Annotated in this window: 27 protein-coding genes and 2 pseudogenes; 19 read left to right on the top strand and 10 right to left on the bottom strand. The window is 58.7% G+C overall.

What is annotated here, in order from left to right; all coding sequences use genetic code 11:
* Positions 1–141 precede the first annotated feature (141 nt).
* The gene (gene mntA, locus WDJ58_RS18800) at positions 142–630 is read right to left on the bottom strand and encodes a type VII toxin-antitoxin system MntA family adenylyltransferase antitoxin (protein ID WP_338914833.1); all 489 of its coding nucleotides are present in this window, start codon (positions 628–630) and stop codon (positions 142–144) included.
* Between the two features lie 1,028 nt (positions 631–1,658).
* Between mntA and WDJ58_RS18795 the strand changes: the two genes are divergently transcribed.
* The 6 genes from WDJ58_RS18795 to WDJ58_RS18770 all read left to right on the top strand — a co-directional run bounded on the left by WDJ58_RS18795 (position 1,659) and on the right by WDJ58_RS18770 (position 5,964).
* Positions 1,659–2,210, top strand: coding sequence for a DUF7342 family protein (locus WDJ58_RS18795; protein ID WP_338914832.1), 552 nt, complete (start codon positions 1,659–1,661; stop codon positions 2,208–2,210).
* 19 nt (positions 2,211–2,229) lie between these two features.
* Positions 2,230–2,718, top strand: coding sequence for a hypothetical protein (locus tag WDJ58_RS18790; RefSeq protein ID WP_338914831.1), 489 nt, complete (start codon positions 2,230–2,232; stop codon positions 2,716–2,718).
* Positions 2,719–3,072: 354 nt separating this feature from the next.
* The gene (locus WDJ58_RS18785) at positions 3,073–3,807 is read left to right on the top strand and encodes a nucleotidyltransferase domain-containing protein (RefSeq protein ID WP_338914830.1); all 735 of its coding nucleotides are present in this window, start codon (positions 3,073–3,075) and stop codon (positions 3,805–3,807) included.
* The gene (locus WDJ58_RS18780; protein ID WP_338914829.1) at positions 3,800–4,261 is read left to right on the top strand and encodes a DNA-binding protein; all 462 of its coding nucleotides are present in this window, start codon (positions 3,800–3,802) and stop codon (positions 4,259–4,261) included. Before WDJ58_RS18785 ends, WDJ58_RS18780 begins: the two co-directional genes overlap by 8 nt.
* A 51-nt stretch (positions 4,262–4,312) precedes the next feature.
* Complete coding sequence (tnpA, locus tag WDJ58_RS18775; RefSeq protein ID WP_338914828.1) at positions 4,313–4,693, top strand: IS200/IS605 family transposase; 381 nt, start codon at positions 4,313–4,315, stop codon at positions 4,691–4,693.
* On the top strand, positions 4,690–5,964 hold the full coding sequence (locus tag WDJ58_RS18770) for an RNA-guided endonuclease InsQ/TnpB family protein (RefSeq protein WP_338914827.1): 1,275 nt from the start codon (positions 4,690–4,692) through the stop codon (positions 5,962–5,964). Before tnpA ends, WDJ58_RS18770 begins: the two co-directional genes overlap by 4 nt.
* Before the next feature lie 206 nt (positions 5,965–6,170).
* Here WDJ58_RS18770 and WDJ58_RS18765 read toward each other — a convergent pair whose 3' ends face one another.
* Together WDJ58_RS18765 and WDJ58_RS18760 are read right to left on the bottom strand one after the other, a co-directional pair.
* The gene (locus tag WDJ58_RS18765) at positions 6,171–6,620 is read right to left on the bottom strand and encodes a hypothetical protein (protein WP_338914826.1); all 450 of its coding nucleotides are present in this window, start codon (positions 6,618–6,620) and stop codon (positions 6,171–6,173) included.
* 22 nt (positions 6,621–6,642) lie between these two features.
* Positions 6,643–6,981 (bottom strand): toxin-antitoxin system TumE family protein, encoded by a 339-nt coding sequence (locus tag WDJ58_RS18760; RefSeq protein ID WP_338914825.1) that lies wholly within the window; start codon positions 6,979–6,981, stop codon positions 6,643–6,645.
* 1,166 nt (positions 6,982–8,147) lie between these two features.
* Here WDJ58_RS18760 and WDJ58_RS18755 point away from each other — a divergent pair.
* A complete protein-coding gene (locus tag WDJ58_RS18755; RefSeq protein WP_338914824.1) occupies positions 8,148–9,224 on the top strand; it encodes a M23 family metallopeptidase in 1,077 nt (358 codons plus the stop codon).
* A gap of 115 nt (positions 9,225–9,339) precedes the next feature.
* Positions 9,340–9,672, top strand: coding sequence for a DMT family transporter (locus WDJ58_RS18750; protein ID WP_338914823.1), 333 nt, complete (start codon positions 9,340–9,342; stop codon positions 9,670–9,672).
* Between the two features lie 25 nt (positions 9,673–9,697).
* On the opposite strand, the gene WDJ58_RS18745 is transcribed toward WDJ58_RS18750, so the two are convergent.
* Positions 9,698–10,000: a hypothetical protein gene (locus tag WDJ58_RS18745; RefSeq protein WP_338914822.1), complete on the bottom strand. Its 303-nt coding sequence runs from the start codon at positions 9,998–10,000 to the stop codon at positions 9,698–9,700.
* 221 nt (positions 10,001–10,221) lie between these two features.
* Here WDJ58_RS18745 and WDJ58_RS18740 point away from each other — a divergent pair.
* Positions 10,222–10,425, top strand: a pseudogene (locus tag WDJ58_RS18740) (IS5/IS1182 family transposase); the annotation flags it as partial.
* A gap of 63 nt (positions 10,426–10,488) precedes the next feature.
* Here WDJ58_RS18740 and WDJ58_RS18735 read toward each other — a convergent pair.
* Positions 10,489–11,163 carry a helix-turn-helix domain-containing protein gene (locus tag WDJ58_RS18735; RefSeq protein ID WP_338914821.1) on the bottom strand — a complete coding sequence of 225 codons (675 nt, stop codon included), beginning with the start codon at positions 11,161–11,163 and terminating at the stop codon, positions 10,489–10,491.
* Between the two features lie 276 nt (positions 11,164–11,439).
* Here WDJ58_RS18735 and WDJ58_RS18730 point away from each other — a divergent pair, with 276 nt between their 5' ends.
* Positions 11,440–12,009: a cupin domain-containing protein gene (locus tag WDJ58_RS18730; protein ID WP_338914820.1), complete on the top strand. Its 570-nt coding sequence runs from the start codon at positions 11,440–11,442 to the stop codon at positions 12,007–12,009.
* A 325-nt stretch (positions 12,010–12,334) separates the two neighbouring features.
* Entirely contained in the window at positions 12,335–12,934 is a 600-nt protein-coding gene (locus WDJ58_RS18725; protein WP_338914819.1) for a type II CAAX prenyl endopeptidase Rce1 family protein, read from the top strand.
* Positions 12,935–13,304: 370 nt separating this feature from the next.
* Here WDJ58_RS18725 and WDJ58_RS18720 read toward each other — a convergent pair whose 3' ends face one another.
* Both WDJ58_RS18720 and WDJ58_RS18715 read right to left on the bottom strand, forming a co-directional pair.
* Positions 13,305–13,589 carry a hypothetical protein gene (locus WDJ58_RS18720; protein ID WP_338914818.1) on the bottom strand — a complete coding sequence of 95 codons (285 nt, stop codon included), beginning with the start codon at positions 13,587–13,589 and terminating at the stop codon, positions 13,305–13,307.
* Positions 13,590–13,634: 45 nt separating this feature from the next.
* Positions 13,635–13,979, bottom strand: coding sequence for an ArsR/SmtB family transcription factor (locus WDJ58_RS18715; protein WP_338914817.1), 345 nt, complete (start codon positions 13,977–13,979; stop codon positions 13,635–13,637).
* 100 nt (positions 13,980–14,079) lie between these two features.
* Between WDJ58_RS18715 and WDJ58_RS18710 the strand changes: the two genes are divergently transcribed.
* Positions 14,080–15,030 (top strand): CPBP family intramembrane glutamic endopeptidase, encoded by a 951-nt coding sequence (locus tag WDJ58_RS18710; RefSeq protein WP_338914816.1) that lies wholly within the window; start codon positions 14,080–14,082, stop codon positions 15,028–15,030.
* 47 nt (positions 15,031–15,077) lie between these two features.
* On the opposite strand, the gene WDJ58_RS18705 is transcribed toward WDJ58_RS18710, so the two are convergent.
* Positions 15,078–15,392 carry a hypothetical protein gene (locus WDJ58_RS18705; RefSeq protein WP_338914815.1) on the bottom strand — a complete coding sequence of 105 codons (315 nt, stop codon included), beginning with the start codon at positions 15,390–15,392 and terminating at the stop codon, positions 15,078–15,080.
* 78 nt (positions 15,393–15,470) lie between these two features.
* Here WDJ58_RS18705 and WDJ58_RS18700 point away from each other — a divergent pair, with 78 nt between their 5' ends.
* From WDJ58_RS18700 to WDJ58_RS18690, 3 genes are all read left to right on the top strand, one after another.
* Positions 15,471–16,292 (top strand): IS5 family transposase, encoded by an 822-nt coding sequence (locus tag WDJ58_RS18700; protein ID WP_338914814.1) that lies wholly within the window; start codon positions 15,471–15,473, stop codon positions 16,290–16,292.
* Positions 16,293–16,936: 644 nt separating this feature from the next.
* Positions 16,937–17,197, top strand: a complete 261-nt coding sequence (locus WDJ58_RS18695) for a hypothetical protein (RefSeq protein WP_338914813.1) — start codon at positions 16,937–16,939, stop codon at positions 17,195–17,197.
* Between the two features lie 520 nt (positions 17,198–17,717).
* Positions 17,718–18,581: a hypothetical protein gene (locus tag WDJ58_RS18690; RefSeq protein WP_338914812.1), complete on the top strand. Its 864-nt coding sequence runs from the start codon at positions 17,718–17,720 to the stop codon at positions 18,579–18,581.
* Between the two features lie 104 nt (positions 18,582–18,685).
* Here the strand turns inward: WDJ58_RS18690 and WDJ58_RS26390 are convergent.
* Positions 18,686–18,988: pseudogene (locus WDJ58_RS26390) on the bottom strand (hypothetical protein); the annotation flags it as partial.
* 272 nt (positions 18,989–19,260) lie between these two features.
* Between WDJ58_RS26390 and WDJ58_RS18685 the strand changes: the two are divergent.
* Both WDJ58_RS18685 and WDJ58_RS18680 read left to right on the top strand, forming a co-directional pair.
* On the top strand, positions 19,261–20,304 hold the full coding sequence (locus WDJ58_RS18685; protein ID WP_338914811.1) for a hypothetical protein: 1,044 nt from the start codon (positions 19,261–19,263) through the stop codon (positions 20,302–20,304).
* A gap of 75 nt (positions 20,305–20,379) precedes the next feature.
* On the top strand, positions 20,380–20,727 hold the full coding sequence (locus tag WDJ58_RS18680; RefSeq protein WP_338914810.1) for a hypothetical protein: 348 nt from the start codon (positions 20,380–20,382) through the stop codon (positions 20,725–20,727).
* A 979-nt stretch (positions 20,728–21,706) separates the two neighbouring features.
* Here the strand turns inward: WDJ58_RS18680 and WDJ58_RS18675 are convergent.
* Entirely contained in the window at positions 21,707–22,024 is a 318-nt protein-coding gene (locus WDJ58_RS18675) for a hypothetical protein (protein WP_338914809.1), read from the bottom strand.
* Positions 22,025–22,225: 201 nt separating this feature from the next.
* On the opposite strand from WDJ58_RS18675, the gene WDJ58_RS18670 reads away from it, so the two are divergent.
* Positions 22,226–22,684, top strand: coding sequence for a hypothetical protein (locus WDJ58_RS18670; protein WP_338914808.1), 459 nt, complete (start codon positions 22,226–22,228; stop codon positions 22,682–22,684).
* Complete coding sequence (locus tag WDJ58_RS18665; RefSeq protein ID WP_338914807.1) at positions 22,677–23,000, top strand: DUF3784 domain-containing protein; 324 nt, start codon at positions 22,677–22,679, stop codon at positions 22,998–23,000. Before WDJ58_RS18670 ends, WDJ58_RS18665 begins: the two co-directional genes overlap by 8 nt.
* Positions 23,001–23,253 lie beyond the last annotated feature (253 nt).

Genomic DNA, 23,253 nt, shown 5'->3' with positions numbered 1-23,253 from the left:
GTCGTATAGTACTGGTAGACTGATAGTCCTAACGCGGCCGACTGACCTGTTGCTTGCGGGCGAGGATGCCGAGACTCTCCTCGATGGTTTCGACAGCGGTTAGAATCCGGTTGAGGCGATCCGCCGGCGGTGCCGCGTTACTCATCCGTCGTCCTCGGCCTCGCCCGCGGCTGGGACACCAGTATCGTCGTCGCCGAGATGGTGGTCGATTCTCTCCAGGGCCGTATCCAGCCGGTCGCGGGGTGATTGCTGGTCGTTCCCGGACGTCGTGAGTTGGCGACGCAGCTCGGTGGCGTGCTCCTCCGTCCCGACCAAGAGGACGCCGTTCTCGAAGATGGCCGCTGCGAGCGGTGGGGCAACCGTGTGGAGGTCAACGAGATCCACATCATCCGTCTCGAGCGCGACACTGAGGTCAGCGCTCAGGCCGAGGAAGACGTCGTTGTAGCTCGGGTCGGAAGGCCGATGCTCGTCGAACTCGACCGCGAGATCGATGTCGCTCGTGGCGTGGGTCGTGTCGGTGACGTGAGAGCCGAAGAGAATCGCGAGCTGGACCGGATGCTCCCAGAGGACAGCCTGGAGGGCGTCGAGATCGAGGGAGGGGCCGAGAGTGGTCGACTCGGCGATTCGCATTACTCGAAAACAAGTTCGTGAGTCATATAAAAGCGCAGGTGGGGATCGCGCGATCTCAGTCCCGATCGTCTTCGTCGACGACGTGCGGCGTCCACTCGCCGATGTCCCCGGGAGGCGTGCCCGACACCGTGATGTCAACCTGGCCGTGCATGACGGGGCGGAGTCCCCGGAGGATGGCCTAACTTCAGCCGGGAGGAAGCCGAGCGCCTGCACCTTGTATCGTCACGTCGTCTCCCGATCTTTGTATGGAATAGCCCAGGTGGCACCCAACGTTAGAACGTGAACGCCCGCAAGGGGCACGATCGGCAGGGATACCCGCTGGCGTCGAGGGCACATGCACTTCAGCCCGGAACGGCGAGCGACGGCAGGAGCGAGCCGCACGCCCGGAATGGTCAGTCGCGAGCGTTGCGAGGCGCGACCAGCGTGGCCGACCGCAGGGAGGCCACAGACGAGCGGTGACCGCAGGGAACCGCGAGCAGGGAGCGCCTCGATGCGAGCGGTGACCGGCGTGAACCGCGAGTCCGCGAACGGCGACGGCGTGGCCGACCGCACGGAGGCCACAGGCGAGCCGTGAGCAGGCGGAGGGCGGCCCGACGCGCGGGGCGGGCCATAGAGACACACCGTCCACCCCGACATCGATGCTCGGCGAATCATCCACCTCCTGGCGGACTCAGAAAGGGCGAGGTCGCCTCGATCGCCGGGAGACTCTGTCTCTCAAGCTCACGGCTCTTCGTGCCGAGTATATTGCGGGCTCACGGGACTACAGCGGACGCAGACGTGTAGGCTCCTTCGAGGTGCCCTAGCTCAGCACCGAGTGGCCGGGGGGTTTCATCGTCGTACCCCTCTCCGTCTCGACGGAATCAGCGGGAGACCTGGGTGAAGAAGCCGAACTCCGAGCGGAAGCGAGGGGGATTCACCGGACGCATTCGCTCCCATCTCCGAGTGTCCCTGCTAAAGTCTAGACTATTCTAGAACGCACAAAGATATTTGAGAGTAAAACGCGAACACTATCGTGAGAGGTGATCAAGATGTCCGAGTCCTCGCAAGACGGTGTCCGGTCGTGGACCGAGTCGATGAGCGCACGCGAGCGCATCCGGGCCGTAGCCGAAACCCTTCGGGAACCCCGCTCGGTCAACTGGATCAGTAACCAGGCGGACACGGCGTGGAGTACGACGAACGAGGAACTCCACGCCCTCGTCGAGCAGGGACGGGTGCGTCGCGTTGGGGTCGGCGACACGACGCTCTATGAGCCGGACTATACCCGGTTGCTCTTCGACGAAATCCGATCGCTCATCGAGGAGAACTCACGCGATGCGCTTCGCGACGAACTAGCGGCGATCACCGGGGAAATCGAAGCGTGGAAGGAGACGTACGATGTCGAGACCTGGGAGGACCTCGAACAGTCGCTCGCCGACGGCGACCTGTCGAGTGCCGAGCTTCGTGAACGGCGCGACGTGATCGCGTTCTGGCGCGAAAACGAAGAGGATCGGCAACTCATCAAACACGCCCTGGCGCTCTACGCGGACGTCGAATCCGCTCGTGAGTATATGACGGGCGCCCCCGACCACGCCACGAGCTGACCACCTTTTCGCCCGCTCTATGATGTTCCTTGCTGGCCGCGATCGCTACACGCAACGCACGCTCCTCCGGGCCGTCCACGACCGATTGACGAACCATGCCGGCTGTGAGGAGGTGCGCTATCGTCCGTCTCGTCGTCGCCCTCGCTACGTGATTGCTGATGTCGATACGGTGACGTTCCTCGGCAGCTCCTACGCGGTCGATAGCGCTCGGCTAGAACTTCGATTTTGGTACCCAGCGGGTGTCGAGCATGAATACTATCGTATCAACTGGATCGAACCGGCGCGGAACCTCATGCTTGGATTCCATCAGGACGCCGGCCACCAGAACCTTGGTCCCTGCCACATCCAGCTCGATTTCGAAGACACGCCGCTCGCTCGGTATGAGGCGGCATTTCTCGATGCACATCCACTCTCAGTCCTCGATGAACGGCTTCAGCAGCTCCCATCCGCACTGGAGACGATCCAGTGGGTGGATGAGAAGCCGGCACTTCCCGAATGGCCGGGGTAATCTACGACAGCGTCCGGCGCGTCGTTCCGGGTTTGACAGTCACTGCAGAGACGTTTGCAGCCTCTACGACCTCACCGACCGCACGCGAGCCAGGCGCCGTGAGCAGGCGGAGGGCGGCCCGACGCGCGGGGCGGGCCAGCGGACGACCGTAACTCATCTGAACCCGTCGCTCGACTGACCAGCCGGCCAGCTGTCCGATCCGAGTTCGAGAGAGCGGATCCTCGGCCGACCGGCTCACGGGGAACGGCCCTGATCCGCGGCATTCGTCCAACGGTTCTTCGAAGACACATCGACTCCTCACTCTGCGGTGATCGTTCAGCCAGGTTTTTGTTCTAGTAGAGACCACTAGTACTCATGAAGAGCGAGAATACCCAAGATTCGGCACAGGGGAGCGATTCGGGTGTCACTTCACCGACCGGGTCCAAACTGACCGACCGCACGAATTCGCTCGCCATTCCGGTGCCGGCTGTAGAGTCTTCGCTGTATCGATACGGCGTCACCGATCCGCTCCTCAGCGTCCTCGTAGACAATCCGTACTCGGAGTTCACTATCCGCGAGCTCTCTAGAGCGACGGATGCGAATACACGGAGTGTCTCCAAGGCAGTGGACGTCCTAGAAGCGAACGGACTCGTGACAGCTCGACACGAGGGGAACAAGCGGCTTGTCGGCATCAACCGGGCTCGGCTTTCGAAACCGGACGACCCTATCCTGCAGATCCCGCAGCCGGAGTTTCAGCCGCCCGTCCGTGCTGCGCTCACCCGGATCGAGGAGGATATCGAGGATGTGTGCGGGGTCATGGTGTTCGGTAGTGTGGCACGCGGCGAGGCGGATCGCCGGAGCGACATCGATCTCTGGGTGCTCGTAACGGACGACAGAGCGACGAATCAACGGCAAGCCCACGATATCGCGAACGCTCTTGGGAGCGAACGGTTCGACGGCGACCGGTACGAGTTCCAGATTCTCGTCGAATCGATCGAAACGGCTATCGACTACAGTGACCGACTCCACGATGTCTTCGCATCCGGGCTCACTCTCCGGGACTCCGAGGCGCTCCAGAAGCGCAAGCAGGAGGTGCTTCATAATGCCTGATGACGCCGCTGTCCGAGGAGCGCTGGAAGAAGCCGCCCACGCGTTTCGCGATACACGCGGTCAGGACCGTGAGACGCATCTCGATCCGACGACACCGGCCGTCACGCAACTTCGCAAGGCATGTCGGCTGCTGGATGCCTGCCGGGTGCTTCAGGCCAATAACGGCTACTACACCAGCGTGGTCGAACTCTCGTTCGGAGCGATCGAACGGACGATCCAATACTATGCACTGGCCAAGACGACGGATACCGTCGACGATTTCCAGGATCATGAAACCGTCTTCGAACGTGGAGCAGAGCTGACTCTCTACTCGGCGGACACGATGGAGCAGCTCATCGATCTCTGGCGTACGAACCGGTCCGCCGCTTATTACGGAAAATTCGAGGCGAAAGCCTCGCCCTTCAGGGCGGGGATGAAGCCGACCAACAGTATTCAACCGCCAACGATGGCATAGACGGGGTTCCAACGCGATCTTTAAGTCGTATTACCACAATAGTATGCATAGATGGTGAAGAGTACCCGTCACGCGAAATACGAACTCTACTACCACATAGTATTCGTGCCGAAGTATCGGCGTTCGCACCTGACGGGGAAGACGAAGGAACGTCTCGAAGCCATCTTTGCGGAAATCTGTGTGGACAAAGACCTCGAACTGGCCGAGTCCGAGGTCATGCCCGCCCACGTACACCTGCTCATCGGGAGTCCCCCGAGGAACGCCCCGTCCCTCATCGTCAACTGGGTGAAGGGAATCTCCGCGCGGAAGTACAATCAGCGATACGACGACCGCGTGAAGTGGACTCGCTCGTACTACGTCGGTACGGCGGGAAGCGCCTCGAAGGGCGCTGTCGAACAGTACATCGCTGAACAGGAAGGTGGCGACGAATGAAGCGCGTCAACACCTTCGAGGTCGTTCCACAGACCGAGAACGACAAAGAGTGCCTTCTACGGCTACTCGACGCCTCCGCCTCCCTGTGGAATGAACTGACCTACGAACGCCGTCAGAACTACTTCGGTGACGGCGACGTGTGGGACACCTCCGAGTACCGTGGACAGTACAACGGCGTCGTCGGAAGCGCGACCGTCCAACAGGTCACGCGCAAGAACAGCGAAGCGTGGCGGTCGTTCTTCGCCCTCAAAGAGAAAGGTGAGTACGCCAACCCGCCGTCGTACTGGGGCAACGAGGAGGACGGACGCGAACTCCGTACCTACATCCGAAACAACCAGTACACGATTCGGTGGGGCAAGCGTAGCCGTCTGGAAATCCCTGTCGGGCAGGACCTGAAAGACGAATACGGACTCGGCTACCACGAACGACTCCGCCTCGAAGTCCGAGGCAACCCGAAATGGGACGGCGAACAGGGCCGTCTGGAACTTGAGTACGACGAGATGAGCGACACGTTCAGGGCTTTCCAACCAGTCACCGTCCCTGATTCTCGACTGGATTCACCACTGGCTTCCGAAGAAGCCGCCCTTGACGTTGGCGCAAACAATCTCGTCGCCTGTTCCACGACCACTGGTTCCCAGTATCTCTACGACGGTCGGGAGTTGTTCGGGCGGTTCCGCGAGACGACCGACGAAATCGCCCGTCTCCAGTCGGAACTCCGAGAGGGACGCTACAGTTCCAAGCGGATTCGACGGCTGTACCGACAGCGGACGAAGCGCCGTGACCACGCACAGAACGCGCTGGTGCGCGACCTCGTTGAACGGCTGTACGACGAGGGCGTGGCGACGGTGTACGTGGGTGACTTGACCGACGTGCTGGAAACGCACTGGTCGGTCAGGGTGAACGAGAAGACGCATAACTTCTGGGCGTTCAAGAAGTTCATCCACCGTCTCGCGTGCGTCTGTGAGGAACACGGTATCTCCCTCGACCCCGAGTCAGAAGCGTGGACGAGTCAGACGTGTCCCGAGTGTGGCGACCACGAGGAGACGGTTCGCCACGGAGATACGCTAACGTGTCCATGCGGATTCGAGGGAAACGCCGACCTCACGGCGTCAGAGACGTTCCTTCGAGAAAACAGCGATACGGAAGTCAGGCCGATGGCACGGCCCGTGCGATTCGAGTGGGACGACCACGATTGGTCGGGGAAACCACACCCTCACGAACGTCCCAAAGAAGTGCGCACAAACCCGCAAGTTGCCTCCGTGGGTCGATAGCCGAACCCCCAACGGAGGAATCCTCGCGCTTTAGCGCGGGGAGGATGTCAACGGGACACAGTTGCCACAGTCGCCCAAGCGGAGGCCATGCTCATGCTCGCAGAAGAACTCTACCGCTCGATCCGGGACTTCGCACAGGCGACACATCAGTGCGTCTGTTCCGAGGTACCCTGAACACCTTACGTCATCGAACAGCATGTGTGCCCCTACGGTGCTGCAGCCGCTGTGTCTCCAGCGTCGGGATCGAACGGGAGGTTGATGACGAGTTCGTCGAACCAGACGACGGGGCGCTTGCTCTGACCATCTTCTTCGAAGAAGATGATGCCCAGTTGGGCAAGCCGACTGAGTTCCTCGTGGACGTTCTTTACGTCTCGATCAACGACCCGGGCAGCCTCGTTGATGCTGGATGGTTCGTCCCGACGAATGGCCTCAATGAGTTCGAGGACACGCGGCGTCAGCGTCTCCATGAGGTCGTCGTAGCTGGTAAATGAGAGCGTCGGCGTAGCGTCCACCGTATCACCCTGTTCGAGCGACGTGATGCCATCAGTAACATCGCCGTGGAACTCGTCGGACGATTTGACTGTCACGACGAGCGTCGACGCAGTCCGAAGCTGTTCGCGTTCGATCGGATGCAGCGGTGGGGTGGAATCGTTCATGGGTATCACCGTGGTGATGGCCTCACTTGACCTCGAGTTCGGGTTTCGGGATTTCGCTCCAAAACCGTTCCCAGAGTTCGACCATGCCGGGGAACTCGATGATCTCTGGTTTTGGGTCAGGGGCGACGTGCAGTTCGTGCCCTTTTGTGTCCTCGTGCGAGTTATCATACCGACGAATCGTCCCATCATCAAGCGTGCGGGGCGGGTCCGGCTCCGTCGCACCGTAGTGGAGCTTGTACGCCCACCCAGACGGGTATGCGTCGCGGTCAGTCCGCATGCAGAACACGCGGACTACAGTCCCGTCAGGGTACTTCTGTCCCTCGCTTACGCCATCGAGGTCGTCATCGGTCAGCGAGCCCATCCTCAGCTATTGGTTCGAAGGCCAATGCGATAACACTATTGGTCTCGATACCAATAGCACTCATCACAGGGATTCTCTGAAATTTGTGCAACGGCTCTTCACGACCGCCTACGTCGACATCTTTGAACCGTTCGGGGAATGACCTGAGCCCCCCGCCTGCGAAGTGTAAATCCGGCGTTTTCTGGCACAAGAAGGAGTCTTCTGCCACTCTGATAGCCACTGATCGAAGTACTCTGCCACTAGGTGTAACCGGAGATATCATGAAGTGGCTCGTGAGAATCATTCACTCTCCAGAAGTACAAAGACACTCGTGCCCTGCGACGAGCAGCTAGCAAGGAAGGCATGGATCCGAACAGACGCTTATGTCTCGTTTCACTGTATCGGACACTGTCTGATTTTGCGCAACGAGTAATAGCGATCCAGAACCCAACAATCCGCTTTCGTCGTACTATCCCTCAGAAGCTCCGTCTATTCCGGGGAACGGTCGGCGATGGTTTGCTATTTTCCTTGCACTGGTACTTCTCGGCGGAGCAGCCTTTCAGCTCCTCTCCCTGCTCTCCTCGTTGTGACCCCGGTATTCACACGAATACAAGGAGGAAGCCCACGGCTTTAGCCGTGGGAGGAAGCCGACGCTCCCGACACGTTCCACGAGCGACGATTGGCCGGTTTCGCCACCGTTCGAGTTATGTTCCTGCGTTCTGTACCGTGAGTTACACTCCCGGTCGGCCAAACGTGTCGTCCGTGGAGGGGCGTCCGTAGGTACGCCCTGAAATCGGGGACGGATGACGCCTCGTCGCTCTCGTCGTCTTACACGGCGATGAAATGAGGGGAGTCCACCGATAATTAAAGCGGTGTGAGACGGCTTCGGACGCAGACCACGGGTCGGAACACCACGCAGGAAACCCCTCCGTGTGCCCGGCCCGCCGTCGTACAACCCGCCCTCGACGGTGGACGAAGTGTGGGCCGAAACCCCTCGCGGAGGAACGCCCACGACTTCAGTCGTGGGTAACTTACAACGTCTTCACCGCTACAGCACGCCAGCCACGAGTCTTTGTGAGCGAACGAACACTCCGGCCGACCACACCAGATGATGGTGATCGGCCCACGAGCGTTCGTCGACAGCACCTGCCCAAGCTATACAAATACCGCTTCGAAACCAGATACCGATGACTGCCTCTATCTCTCACCCTGCCGATTCGTCGGTGGACGAATCGTTGACGGACCGGATAGAACGGGGTTCGTTTCTGCTGGGTCTGCTTGGCGTCCTGGGTTTTCTCGAGTATCTGCAGTTCGTCCACGAGGCCTTCGAACTCGCCCAGTTGTTCTACCTCTTCTTTTTGCTCTTCCTCGTGCCGCCCGGTCTCGTCGTACTGAGTGGGCTCCGAGATAGTGTTCGCTCCCTGTACCACCGCCTGACCGGAGAACGAACCGAGACGGAGTCATATTACGCTGACGACGATCCGCGCCACTGGATCGAGATGGCATACGAACCGGGGGCTCTCAAGAAACTCCAGATCCTGCTGATCCTCGTCCATCCGAATATTATGATTCGAGGTATCTTCCAAGTAGCGGGGGCTATCGTGGCGTTCTTCAGGCACGGGGGCCAGCTTCCTCGCCCCGAGACGTACGAATCCACTGTCGAGTATCAGCTCCCGTTCGATGGGGAGTGGACCGTCGTGAACGGGAGTCCAGACAAACGGTACTCCCACTCGTGGTTCCCGGTTCGACAGCGATACGCCCACGATTTCGTCATCACGGATGACGACGGACGGACACACGACGGCAGCGGCGGGCTCGACTCGTTTTACTGCTTCGACGAGCCGATCCTCGCCCCGGCTGACGGCACGGTCGTTCGTGCAAAAGACGGTCATCGCGACCACCATCGTACGACTGGCTGGATCGATCCGCTCCAGTACCGACTGGCCGGCAACTACGTCGTCATCGAGCACGCTGATGGCGAGTACAGCTTTCTCGCTCATCTCAAGAAGGGAAGCGTCTGCGTCACCCCCGGAGAACACGTCGAGCAAGGACAAGCAATCGGCCGCTGTGGCCATTCGGGAAATTCGAGTGAACCGCACCTTCACTTCCACGTTCAGGATCACCGGGTTCCGTACGTTGGAGCGGGACTGCCCGTCCAGTTCGTCGCCGCGACGGCTCATCCCGAACTGGCCCGGAGCGAGCGGGCGAAGACGTACATCCACTGCGGACAGACAGTGACCTCCGACCCGCACCCGGACGTGTGAACACGAACGATGGGATGGCGGTGGTGGGACGACCGCCGGGAAACCACACTGCGCAGCGCCGAGCGTCGACGCAGTGGTCGAAACAACTACTGAACCGGGCGGTCGACATCCGTATATGAACCCGTACGTGGTGCTCGGGACGGCCATTCTCGCGGAGGTCGTCGGAACGACGTCGCTCAAACTCTCGCAGGGATTCTCACGCCCGCTGCCGAGTCTGGGCGTCCTCGTCGGGTACGGTGCCGCGTTTTACTTCCTTTCGCTTGCGCTGGAGGATCTGCCGGTCGGTGTCGTCTACGGAACGTGGGCCGCACTCGGGATCGTCGCTATCGCGGCTATCGGCGTCGTCGCCTTCGACGAGCCGGTCGATATCGCAGGGATCGTGGGTATCGGTCTCATCATCGCCGGCGTGTACTGCCTCAACGTCGTCTCCGGGATGTCGGCTCACTAGGTGCTCTGCGAACCGAACACGCACCCTACCGAGGGCCAAGAATGACTTCAGGAGCGAAGATGGTGAGGCCGAGTAGACCGAGTAGCCAGAGAATCGCGGTGACACGCAATCCACCTGCTATCTGTCGGCGTTCCGTTGGAAGAGACTCGGCGAATCCAGAGAGAGCGAATCCAACGGCCATAATAAGCGAACTGAGGGAGGATCCATCGAGTAGAATACCATAGTAGATATAGATACTCAACATGACTAATGCGCCAGCAAACATTACGAACGCATGGAGCCTTCCGGAGGGTTCACTAAAGACAACGTCTTTGATTTTGGAGGACATGGAACGGTCTATTCTATCGACAATATAAATGGGTGGTGCAAAAGGAAGATCATCAATAGCCGTATCCTGGAAAAGCACTCCTCAAGTGAAGCATGGACCTGTGGCAGCGTTGGGCAGGGACTCGAGACGAGTGCTACACGAATTCGGTAGTTAGAAGGCCGGACGAAGTAGATCTGTTGAAATCCTCAGAAAGTTACAGAATCGAACAGTAGTTTGACCGAATGCAGGCCCTCCCGCGGTCACGATTGCTCCGGTTTGTTGAGCAGGCGTATCACTTAGCCCGACGAGCTGTCGCTCGCTACTCCTCGAAGTTCTCGAAACGACGGTACACACTTCACCCATATTGTCTTGCTCTGCCTCAAATACGGAAGAATACGACGTATCAGACGCTTCTCGACGAACTTATCGAGATGCCACCAACTCGTTGTGAAGAGGCCTCTGACAGCCTCCGGGAGTGCAAGTCAGAAATCACATCGATGCGAGACAACTTACGTATCGATCCCGAATTCATCTATCACTCCGCGGACGATGGTCGCTTCTGCTTTCTGGAGATGATTACTGACTGTCGACGGCGCACAGTTGAGTTCGGCGGCGACGTCTTCGTGAGTCGCCCCACGAGGCTGATTATAGTAGCCGAGTTCGAGCGCAACCGCGACTGCCTCGCGCTGTCTGTCGCTCAACTGTACTACCGGATCACTGGCATGGCCCTGGAGTTGGCTAATTTCGTCGATCTGTACCTCGACGCCATCGGGAGCAGCGTCAAGAGCGCGCTGGAGTGGCTCGGCGTCGCCGACAACGCGAGCCGACATCGTCCCATCACGATAGATGATCGGTTTGCGAACGATAAGGCCCGCCTGTGTGCTTGCTCGTTGGACGGCAGCGAACAGCGGCGTCTCGAGCGGTCGCATGACGACCAATACGTACGTCTGCCCCCGTGTCGTTTCGGACAGTTCCACCGAATCGATGCCAGCGGTGTCAGCCGCCCGCTCGGCGAAGGTCGACGGATCACCATCGACGGTATACAAGAGCGTCGACTGTTCGCTGACCGTCATACTCCAGTCGACCAGACGGGTCTCCGCGATAGTCGGCGAATCGGCCAGCAACTCGAAAAACTCCGGTGCGTGGTCGTCGTCGACGTGGACGGTGACCTGGAGGTGTTTCACGTCCAGTTTATCGAACCAAGGAAGAGATAAATCCCGCATACATACCTCACAGAAGCTCCATCCCATGATGGACCATAGTACGGCATAGAGATGGAGTCCGAGATGCGGCCCCGAGATCGGGGACAGAGTACCGACGAGAGAGGGAGACGGCCCCTGCGGACTGGTCGCCCGCTCACGGACGGAACACCGATCGAAGGGGCGACACTCGAGCTGGACCCCGAGAGCCCTGCCAGTGTCCTCCTGCGACGGTCGCCTCGCCCGCTCGTTTCAGATCCAGTGAGCCGGACGTGGGCGACCCTGCTGGAGGAGCCAGACTTGGAAGAGGCCGATCGTCCCGTTCTCGTCCAGTGGGTGTCGCCGGAGTCTCCCGAGCCGCCTGCCCACCATCATCCCACGACGGAGACGTTCAGGACACTCGAAGGAGAAGTCACCATCGTCCGTGAGGGGGACCCAATCCGGCTCGGCCCCGGGGAATCGCTGACTGTCGAACCGGGGCAAGAGCACACCTTCCGCAACGATACTGACGAGATCGTCGCCTTCTGTGCCGAGCTCCCATCGATGCGAACGGTGAGGGGACTCTACACCGCCTGGGGACTGGCTCACGAGCGCGGCAGCGACGAACAGGGAAACTATCCCGGCCCGGGGACGATGCAATCGCTCCTGGTCGCGGCGGATTTGTATGACGAGACGACGATGGCGGTGCTCCCCCTGCCGCTCCAGCGACTCCTCTGGGCGATCGTCGGACGGGTCGCTCGGCTATCAGGAGCGACCGGGATTGATGATACGTATCTCGATGCGTCCTTCTGGGAGCGTCACGTCGAACAGCCAGAGTGGGAGGCCGTCTGAGTGATGGCACACACTGACGCGGATCCAACGGCCTTCGAAGACGGATTACTATAGTAGCGTTTGGAACCGATAACACACTCCGGACGGGGACGGTCCCCCCGTCCGTGAGTAAAGACTTCCAAACGCTACTATAGTCCCTGTTGCCGTATATCTCGTAGTGGTTAGTGTATTGTCCGTACTCGTGTTTGCGGTTCCGGGAGAATCACCTCCACCCATCCTAGGGATGGCCTGGGCCGTTTTTCTCGTTGCACTCGTTCTCGGTACGTTCGAACTCGAGGGCGTCTCACCACGCTCGATCCTCCCGTCCCTTCGCACTCTCGTCCCCGTGCTCGCGGTTCTGGTCGTGTTCTGGGTGCTGTACAATCTCGTGGCATTCAGCCTCGCGCTATGGGGAGTTGTCGGGGTCGAAGCCACGTGGTCGGGGGTCGCTGCCCATCCGCTCGCTTATTTGGCAGCACTATTCAGTTCGCTTCTGTTCACTGCGATTCCAGAAGAACTCGTCTTCCGGACGTATCTCCAGCGGAAGTTCACTGTAATTGGTGGTGGCGAAACCCGCCGCGCAGTCGTCACTGGCGTCGCGGTCGTAGCCGTCATATTCGCCATCTTCCACCTCCCGAGGTGGTTTCTCGCGTTAGGACACGGAGTCGGCCTCGCACTGGCCAGCCACCTCCTTGGCCTGACTCTAATGGGCATCACTTACGGGATCGTCTACGCGGTAACTGGAAACCTCTGGCTAGTCGCTTTCATCCACGCGACGATGAACAGCCCACCTGTTCTGGTTGCCATGAGTGTTCCTCCTGAGCTCCACTTTGTCGTCGGTGTCGTCGAATACGCTACCATTATCGCGGTCGTATATCTGGCCACGCGAGTGACCAAGGCAGATGGTACAGTTCTTGCCGGGGTCCAGCGAGAGGCAGCGTTCTGAATCGCCTGCCTGATAGCGGACGTACTTGTCGAGCAGTTGTTCGTAACGGTCGGGGCGAGAGAGTGTACTCTTTATTGATTCAGAAGGGCCAGCAGCACGGCACAAAGGCCAGCCACGGTCACGACCCCACGTGCTATCAGAATACCTCCTGTGTCAGTTCCTGCGAAGTTCGCAATTGTAACTGTCAGGAATACCCCTGTCGTCAGGAGCCCGATTCCAAGAGCGAGTAAGCGCATCTTCGGGGCGTCGTTTCGTTTGAAACCACGATAGGCTAGCGTTGCGACGAACAGACCAACGAGAGCGGTCAATCCCCGTGAGAGCCAGGCGATACTACCGGCCGAAAGCGCGTCCACACCGAGGAAGCCAAGTATCATTGCGACTCGCCTCCGTAGACAGTCCAGAGGATGATTCCTAGCCCGGCAAGTTCACTCCCACTCACGAGTACAGATCGACCGACGGCATCCACACTCGTGAGAGTCGGCAATCCGATCCGAAGAAGTTCCGGAACGGTCGTGAGCAGAATTAGCCCGACCGCGAGATACAGCATTCCTGGGTGTCCTGGCCCCCGACGATAGCCGCGAAGAAGTACGAGGGCGATTCCGACAGAGAGGCTGATCGACAGCAGCGTCAGGACGACGACGGTGAGCGCGATCACCGGATCCGACGATGGCGAACGTAGTTGTAACAATACGTCCAGCATTCAGGACAACCCCTCGAACAGGTCCGTGAATCGGTCGGCCGGATTCGTCGTGGATCTCGTCACGGTCACCTCGTACGTACCATCTTCGAACGTGACCGACACTTCGTCTACGGTCGCCACGTATCGCTTGTAGTGGTGACCATCGGGATCGATCGTCTGTTGTTCGGCCACGAGATTGGCCTCCTGTAACTGTTCGAGACGACGGTACGCTGTCGGATCGGACATGTCACAGGCCGTGCAGAGTTCGGAGGCGGACATCGGTTCAGTGGTGAGTTCGGCGAGGATGGCTCGCGCGTACTCGTCGTCGAGCAACGCGAGGAGTTCATCGTCGCCGTCCTCGTCCATACTGTCTCCCTGCGAGTGATAGCAAATAAAAAGCCCTCACGACTTCTGGGTCGGAAGCCGATGCCGGGGTGCTACTGTGATACCGGCCCTCCAGTCGAGTATGCCCTCCACAGAGACCCAAGATAGGACGACGTGGCGTGTCCGTTACTGGCTTACCTGGCCGGTTTGGAACCACGACGATCGACGACTTCGGGCCCCGCTCCGGGCGCTGTTACCGCTTGTTCTGACGTTTCTGTCTCTTGCGGTTATCCAGACGGCGGTACGAGCCCGATTCGAACACCCGATCCGCGAGTTTCTCGAGCTAAGCGGCTTGATAGTCGTCCTCGCTGGGGGGATCCTCGTCGCCACGAGGCTCCTTGATCGACGTCCGGTCGTCGACTACGGGCTATCGTTCGACCGCGATTGGTGGAAAGCGGTCACCGTTGGGAGCGTGATGGGCGTCGCAGTCAACGCCGGAGCTCTCATCGTGTCGCTTTACGCCGGCTGGGTTACCGTGATGGAGTTCGCCGAAACCCCCGGTTTCCTCCCGTTCATTCCGGCGGTGTTCGTCACGTTCGCATATATCGCTGTCGCAGCAATCTGGGAAGAGTTCATTTTCCGAGCGACCATGCTGAAGAACCTCGCAGAAGGAGGGACGGGATATGTGGGGCGGAAGCCAGCAGTACTTCTGGCCGTTCTTCTCAGCACCCTCGTCTTCGCGACACTACACGGCGGGAAGGTAGCCCACATCAGTCAGTATGGGTACTACATGGTAGCGGGTCTGGTGCTCGGGAGCGTGTACGTGCTTACCGGCGATCTCGCACTTCCGATCGGCTTTCACGTGTTTTACAATTTCTCACAGGGACTCTTCGGGCTCGGTGTCTCTCAAGTCACGCCCGAACTCATCGTTCTCGATCTCGTCGGCCCCGACAAATGGGTCGGTGAGGAGGGGCTGATCCACGTCATCTTTGCACTGCTCGGTGGTCTATTGCTTCTTGCGTATATTCGTTGGCGGGACGGGCAGTTACAAATCAACGAACATGTGACCCAGTGGGATCCAATTACTGAGTGACAGGGAAACAAGACGACTGCCCTGAGTCAAGCCTCAATGAAGTCCACCTATGAAGTAAGTGAGAGAGTGTATGTCCCAAGGATCATCAGTCCAGCAATCGTGAGCCAGACTGCCATCAACTCGTCTTGAACAAGGTGCGATGTGAAGCCATCTCCAAGGATCGCCCCTATCGGTGCGAGAATCAGTACTAACGTAGCTACATAGTGGGGATTGACACTGGATAACGCCCCTGTGAGCGGGTCCTGAGTCATGAGACCGAAATCGAGTGTCAGTACGAGCACGTTACCGAAAAGAAGGCCGGTATCGATCACGTCCTCATATTTAGTTGACTGAAGCGAACCTATCGCGAGCGGGCGTTCCACGGAAACCCAAGCGTCTACAGAGAAGTGGCTCTGTTGAAATCCTCAGAGAGATACAAGTTCAACTGGTAGTCTGACCGGATGGAAGCCCTCCCGAAGTCGCAGTTACTCCGGTTCGTCGAGCAAGCGATGCACTTGGCTCGGCGAGCTGTCGCTCGTTACTCGTCGAAGTTCTCGAAACGGCGGTACACACTTCATCAACACATCGTCCTCCTCTGTCTCAAGGTTCGGAAGAATACGACGTACCGGATGCTTCTTGACGAACTCATCGAGATGCCCCGGATTCGGAGCGCCCTCAATCTTGAGGAACTCCCCTCTCCTTCGACGTTGTGTAAGGCATTCAATCGGCTTGATATGGCGGTTTGGCGCGTCCTTCTCAACCTCTCGGTCACACTCCTCCCGACCAACGGCGTCGTCGGGATTGACGCCTCCGGTTTCGACCGCAGTCACGCCTCGAAACACTACACGAAGCGAACGAAGCTGACGATTCAGCAGTTGAAAGTCACGCTCCTCGTAGACACGAGGTCGAACGCAATCATCGACATACACGTGACGACGACCCGAAAACATGACTCGCAAATTGCGCCGTCGCTCATCAAGCGGAATACCAGTGATGTTGCGATTCTCCTTGGCGACAAGGGATACGATGACCAGAAGATTCGCGCATTAGCTCACGAAGAGGATGTTCGCCCGGTCATCAAGCATCGAGAATTTTCGTCACTTCACAGGGCGTGGAATGCTCGACTGGACGCCGACCTCTACGGGCAACGTAGTCAGAGTGAGACGGTGAACTCTCGCCTCAAACGGAAATATAGCGCATTCGTCCGGTCACGGTACTGGTGGAAGCAGTTCCGTGAACTCGTTGTCTGCTGTCTCACTCACAACATCGACAAGACACTCTGAACGTTCGATAGAGGTTACCCACGTAGCGGGCGATTCAATCATGTCTCTTAACCAGATACCCGGCTTGGTATTTTAATAGCCGGGCAGATAATTGACTCGTATGGACTGGGGCTTCAGAATTCGAAAAGATGTTCCATCATGGGTGATGAAACTCGTACTGATTGGTGCCATCCTGCTGATTGCCGGCCTCCAGTATTTCGATATCTTATAACTACCTGTAACGGTCTACCTTTGCCGGTGCTGAATGCGCACATCCACCTACGGTTTTTTCAGCGATGATGATGTCGAACGCATAGGATTTCAACAAAGCCAGAGAAGTCCAAAAACAGCAAAGAGGATCAGTAGATACTGCCGGATCCCGGGAAAACACTCCTCGAGTGGACCATGGACCTGTGGCAGCGTTGGGCAGGGACTCGAGACGAGTAATACACGAATTCGGTAGTTAGAAGGCCGGACGAAGTCCAAATCGCCCGGAAGTACGGTCGAGAGCGACTCTCAGTAGTGTTTCCCCGAGTGTGATCACCAGCGTGACGCCTAAGAGAAGTGGCCAGACGGTCAGGTGTGACGAGAGAGGGTGGAGGTGCGCCCCGTACAGCCACTGATACACCGTATTCCCCAATATCCAGAGCGTTACGAGCGGTGGGGTGAGGAGTGAGAAGCGTGCGAACAGATACAGGGGTACGGCGGCCGTCAGAAACATCCCGAGCCAGGCATATCCCAACGCGATAACTGCCACAATTCCACGCCCGGAGATGGACACACCTGACGAGAAGAGCCACGACAAAACCAGGATCGAGTATACGTTGCCGCCGATAATCACGACGATGGGCCTCGTTCGGCGGCTTGCGAGTTCAGAGTGGAGGGGCATAGGGCGTATACTCATCGATCAGCACACGGGTAATTGATGGTATCGTCCGTGGCGTGGGTATTTCCCGAGAAGGGACAGTGTATTCCGTACATCCATCTCGCATCGTTTCTCGTCGTCAGTCGGAGTACCGAGTCACATCGAACCTGTTCAGGGGTTCACTCATCAAGAGTTCACGTCAGCCCGGTCGTCGCGCAACGATAGTCGAATCTCAACAGAGCCTCGCAAATCCACTGAAACTCCGGAGCGCTGACTTCCTCCCACGACTGAAGTCGTGGGGTTCCACGGTCACAGACCGTGCCCCGACTTCGGGAGGTTCCCAACTCGTCGCACCGCACGGGTGGGTTGTGGGCCGAGCCAGTACGGCCCCCGACCGAGATAGCGGGCTTCATCTACCGCCCGATGGCGTGCATATCCTTACCTCGGACTCGGTACCACAACCGACAGGGCAGACCAACATAGTTGTTACGGAATTGTCGGATTCCTCCCACGACTGAAGTCGTGGGCTTTCTCCTCGAACCACTGTAACACCGAAATCCCTGGGCAACACAGTCCGGACGATGCCCTCCAGACGTCCGCTCGTCATCAGCCTCGTCGTCGGCGTGGTGCACGCAGCAGGATTGCTTGCCGTCGCACTCCACCTCGGCTATGCAGTCGGCCCGGCCGAGTACTCGCTCCTAGGGGCTGTCTGGCGGTACGGGGGCCTCGTCGTCGTGGCGACGCTTCCGGTGTGGCTCGCACTACGGTATCGACTCGCCGCACCGCTTGTCGCGTTCGTCGTCACGGCCGGCTACGTTCTTGGGATGGAACTCACGCCCCCGGGGCCGACCTTTCGCGACGTCGCCGAACTCGAACGGCTCGCCGAGCCGACCGGCATCACGGTCGTCGAGAACGGCCTCTACATCGTCCGGTACATGGTCAACGCGTCGGTCTGGACGGTGGGGTTCCTGTTTCTGGGCCTCGTCGAGTACGTCGTCCGAAGCACGTGGCACGTCTTCCCGGCCGTCGGACGGACGGTTCCGGAACTATCGATCCCGGCGTCGCGTCGACAGGCGGCAGCCGTGGCAACGACGGGCGGGATTCTCCACGCAGCGGCCATGGTGTGGTTCGCCGCCAGGCTCGGCGTGACGGTCTCTGGTGGGTGGGAGTGGGCGTTGTATCTCTTCGGGGCTGCTGGCATGTGGGTCCTCGCTACTGTCCCGCTGTATCTGCTCGTTCGCCACCGACTGGTCGCGCCAGCGACGCTGCTAACGCTGTTCGTTCTGCTCGACGCACGGGCCGAGTTCACGGCGAGTGTCGAGGACCCTCACGCGCTCTACTTCGGTGGCTGGTTCCTGTATCTGGGTATCCTGCTCGTGGCGGGCGGTGTCGAGTACAGTTTGCGGCGAATTGAGATCCATCGGCGAGTCGAGTCCCGTCTATGACACGGGGTCTGCGACTGTGAGACTGTGAGATAGTTGGGGCCGGGCACATTCTCCCTCCAACGAACAGGAGGGGGTGACAGGACCACAATGTATGGGATGTCAGCTCACTGGTTTTCGAGGGCGTCGAGGATGCATGCGGCGGCGACCACTGCCTCTTTCGGGACACCGCTCGCGTCGTCGATACTGACTGTGTAGGTGTCCCGTAACGAGAACTGTCCCTCGATGTCGCCGACGTGGTCGCCGTCGGCGTCGAATATCTCGTACTTGTTCGGGATGAGGTTCGCGACGGAGACGAGGTGTCGGAGCGCCGCGAGGGGTTTGCTCTTCGATCGAATCGTCGCCAGTGACTCTCCCGTGTCGGGGTCACGGATCGTCCAGTTCTCGACAAACAGCGAGAAGTCCTCGTCATTCTGTCAGTCCCAGCGCTTTCGTATTACCTGTACAGACGTCACGAACGAGTCTGAGGCCATCGTCGCTTCGATACGCTGTGACAGTCCTCGGCAGCCAGTACAATACGATTTCGTCCTCTATATGCCATTCAGTAGACGTACCAGAGTACGTCAAGGGAAACGCGACCACTGGGCGGGGCATCATTCGGACCACCCCTCGTCCGTCTTATGTGAACTACCACGACTCGTGAACCACAACTTTTCAAACGGCCTTCATCCACCGTCTATACATGTCCCCCTCTTACCCCTCCATCCGTACCATCGCAGTACTCCTCCTGCTCGTCGTCGGCAGTACTCTCAGTTTCGCCTTCCACGCAACGGCAGGTGGTGCAACGATCACCTACGAGGCTACGGCCGTCGAACCGGGAGGAAATCCGGAACTGGTCACACGCGCGACGAGCAACGTGACCGACCTCGACGAACGACTCTCGGATACACCCAGCCAATATCAGCAACCGATCCGAACCGCCGCCGCAACCGGCACCTACAACGGAACGCTCTCGCCGGAACTGCACATCGTGATCGACGATATCGAGACACCGTACGTTCGGTACAATGGAAGCTACTACGCCTGGACGCTGTCGACCGATGAGGAGACGACGAACGCGACGATCCGGATGCGCCAGACCGATCCCGAAACAGTGTTCACTTCCGTCGCCCGTCCGGTGTCAGAAGCGCCACCCGAAGTCCAAACGGCCATCGAAACGGGAACCACGACCGGCTCAATCGTCGAGTCGGGATTGTACCGGCAGGACGGGACGTACTACGTCGTCGCGCCTGAAAACGAAGATGCACTGGCCACCCAGCTTGCAGGCACCGTTATCGGTTTCGTACTCACACCAGTCGGACGTGGGTACGTCGCAGTCGCGCTAGGGCTTCTGGCATACCGCTACCGCGACCCGACACGTGATCGCCCGTTGACCGCCCGTCGAGCCGCTGCGATCGCCGTACTCGCGATTCCGATCGCGCTCGTCGGAACGGCACTCTTCGAGAGTGGCTCCGCCACCCGCTTCGTTACCGGTTCCATGAGTGTAGCCGTCGTCGCATCCGGTGTCGTTGCGGGTGTTCTCACAGCCCAGCGGCGGTGGCTTTCGCTGGCTGGAGTGACAATCGGGATCGGCTTGCTCACAACGGCGTCAATTTCGGCTGTCCTCGGTCCTGTCGGTCTCTTTTTCGGACCGCTAGTCGTATTCATCGGAATCGGTACCGGCGTCATTCCGTTCGGATACGGCTACGCGTTCGCACAGACAGCGCCACGAGAATCGGCTCAATAGGCACGGTACGGTGACTGTAGATATTGGTCTCGCTGACGTACTTTTTTGTCAAGAGCCACGTCACTTCAAGAGGCAATGCCCTCCCGTGACCTCTTCCTCCGTCTCGGTATCCTCGTCGTACTTATCGGCGGAGGAGTGCTCGTGATTTCTAGTGCCCCAACGGTGTCGATTGGTGGCTATACGGTTCCGACGGGCTTCGCCGTCGGGGTGCTTGGCGGATTGTTTCTCCTCCCCGCAATCGTCTCGCATTACCGAGACGGAGAACAGCGTGAATCCCTACAATGGGGACTGTTCGCGATCGGAATCCCGTTGTCCCTCTCCGACCAAGCAGTCCTCCCGTGGATTGGTCTACTCGCGATACTCGTCAGCCTCGGTGTGGGATGGCAGATCGACCGTCGGATACGCGGGCGGATTTCGACGTGACTTTCAGTTGAAGGACGCCGGTGACCTATCGACCCCCATTACTTCGACATCGAGTCGGTATGACGGCCGTTCGTGAGGTGTGCGAATATCTCAGCCTGTGACTCGCCGGTATCCACTTCGAAGCAATTTACCACTCCCGACGACCGTCAAAACGGCCGCACCAAACACGACTCCAGCGTGAACGATATCCAACAACGGGAACGGGATATACTGTCCGAGTATGAGCAGTACGACGAACAGAAGCCACAGGACGTACGACCCGATGGCTGCTCGGTGGAGGGCGTCACGCATATCCTGCTGTTGAAGGGTATCTCACTTACCGATACCGGGAGCATGCGACAGTAAGAGCTGAGCTGTCCCTACGTCCCCTAGATGCGGTACAGAACAAGTTCATACCTCTTCAACAACAAACACGGTAGTATGGGTCCCGGATACGGAGAGCAGTCCTCATGGATCACGGCACTCGGCCTCCTAGTTGCACTTATCGCGATCATGGGAACGCAGTTCTTGGACTGGGAGTGGGGATCTGGGCAACTCGTTCCGACGCTTATCGGTGTGGCCGTGGCCGGAATTGCCGTATTGCTCGTTATCAGAAGAGCCCGCTAAATCTGCTCGAACATTTGCCGATCAATTACCCGACGGCCCCGTCGCTGAAACTTCTTGCTCGAAAGCGTCACCTGTGTCGGCAGAAAACGAGATATTGTGACCAGTAGCCCTCTCGCATCTGGTCTCGCCATCGCCATCGGCACATTGATCGGACTCGTCGCCCTCGGCAACTCCTCGGTCGAAGTCGGATTACTGGGCGCAATTAGCGCATTTGCTGTCATGGTCGTTTTAAGATCCTATTCTGGATAGGGACATACCGCTACGTATCTGCCCACGCCAAACTTTGTCAGCTGTTGAGAATTCCCACAGAACTCAATCAATAGGTATCCACAATCGATATGTCTGTGGAACATGTGCCCCGAAATAGACAGTCTCATACAGCTACGTCGTTCTCGGTGTCCGAACGGCGGCTTTCTCGCCATCGCAGACCGGTAACGACACCAACGAGGAACGATCCAGCAGCGAGACTCACGACACCGATCTCTGCTGTCCCCGGGACAGCAGTTGAAACCTGTAACAGGCTGTACGCCAGCCAGAACGAACCCATACACGCCACCATATAGAACTGCTCCTGTGATCGATTGCCGTTCGCGTATTGGTACACGGCGAAAACGAGAACGACCAACCAGGCGAGTCCAAGAAGTATACCGAGTGTCGAATCTGGGACTCCGAGCACTGCGGGGAGGGCCATACGGAGTCGTCAATCGGGACTGACAAGCAATTTTTGGTGACTTAAAGACTGAGATGAGCCGGGAACCGATCGAGTCACGACCAGAATCCAGTACCGGATCATCGACTAACCGAGAGACACAATAAGTATCAAAAAGTCTATAGTAAACGAACGAACAATAGACGAGACAGCACTTTTCCCGTTCGCTCTGGAACCGGGAATATGGTCCCCCTCCGTAGAGTACTCCTCGGTCGTCCGCGCAGTCGCCTTCAGTGGGCGCTCGATGTCCTCGTTATTCTCACGGTCCTCACCGGGACGTTCGGCGCGTACGCGCTCGGACTCTTTCAGGTGTCCGGTGGTGTGATCGTCCTGCCGGCAGCGGCGACACTCGTCGGCTTCGTCGTCGCCGTTGGGGTCGGGGCTCGACATGGTGGACTGGTCGTCGCGTGGCTTGGTCTGTTCGCGGCCTACATCGGCTTTCGGGCCGACTGGGCGTTCCTCGGGCTCTCGAGTCACTCGCTCGGCGGGAAATTCGCCTTCCTCCTCGACCCGGTCGGACTGGCGGTACTCGGTGTCGCCACCCTCGTCATCGGAACCGGCGGGTTCGCCGTTGGATATCTCGGCCGATCGAGTATCGAACGACTCCGAGGGAAAGTGGTGTCTCGGCAGTCCCATGACTGAACACGCGCTGTCTGCGATCGGAGCGGGAATTTTCGTCGGTATTCTGATCAAGTACGTCGGCATGATGGACCTGATCGCCGGATACGACCCCGAGAAGGTTGCAGACGAAGAAGGTCTGGCTGACTTCATTGGAACGAACTCACTCTACGTTGCGGTCCTGACGGTCTGTGTCGGTATTCTGGAATTCCAATCCTCACCGGCCAACAGCGAGTGGTACTGGTTCGTGTTCGTGATCGCCGTCGTTGCCATCGCCGTCCGGATGATTCGCGGTGCCCGCCGCTACGAATCGACTTCCGGACGGAACGACACTATCTGAAAAGCCACTAGACGACAGACGTTCTATGGAACGGGTATAATCCCCAGCAATCGGCGCTGTACACTAACGGGATGCAGGCGGAGTGTGTGATATCGCAATCATCAAACAGTGGGACTGAACGCTCGAGGGACGGACACGAAAAGTAAAGTCCCAAGGCTCTGTCGGAATCCTAGTAGTTCGACACGACCGTCGTGGAACAGCCGCTCAGTAGATGCGTGTGTATCTGATTATGATTTATCCAATCTCGCGTTCA

The organism is Salinirubellus litoreus (assembly GCF_037335815.1).
Classification (GTDB): Archaea; Halobacteriota; Halobacteria; order Halobacteriales; family Haloarculaceae; genus Salinirubellus; species Salinirubellus litoreus.
Note: the sequence above shows the minus strand (reverse complement) of the source record. Positions and strands in the feature narration are given on the sequence as shown.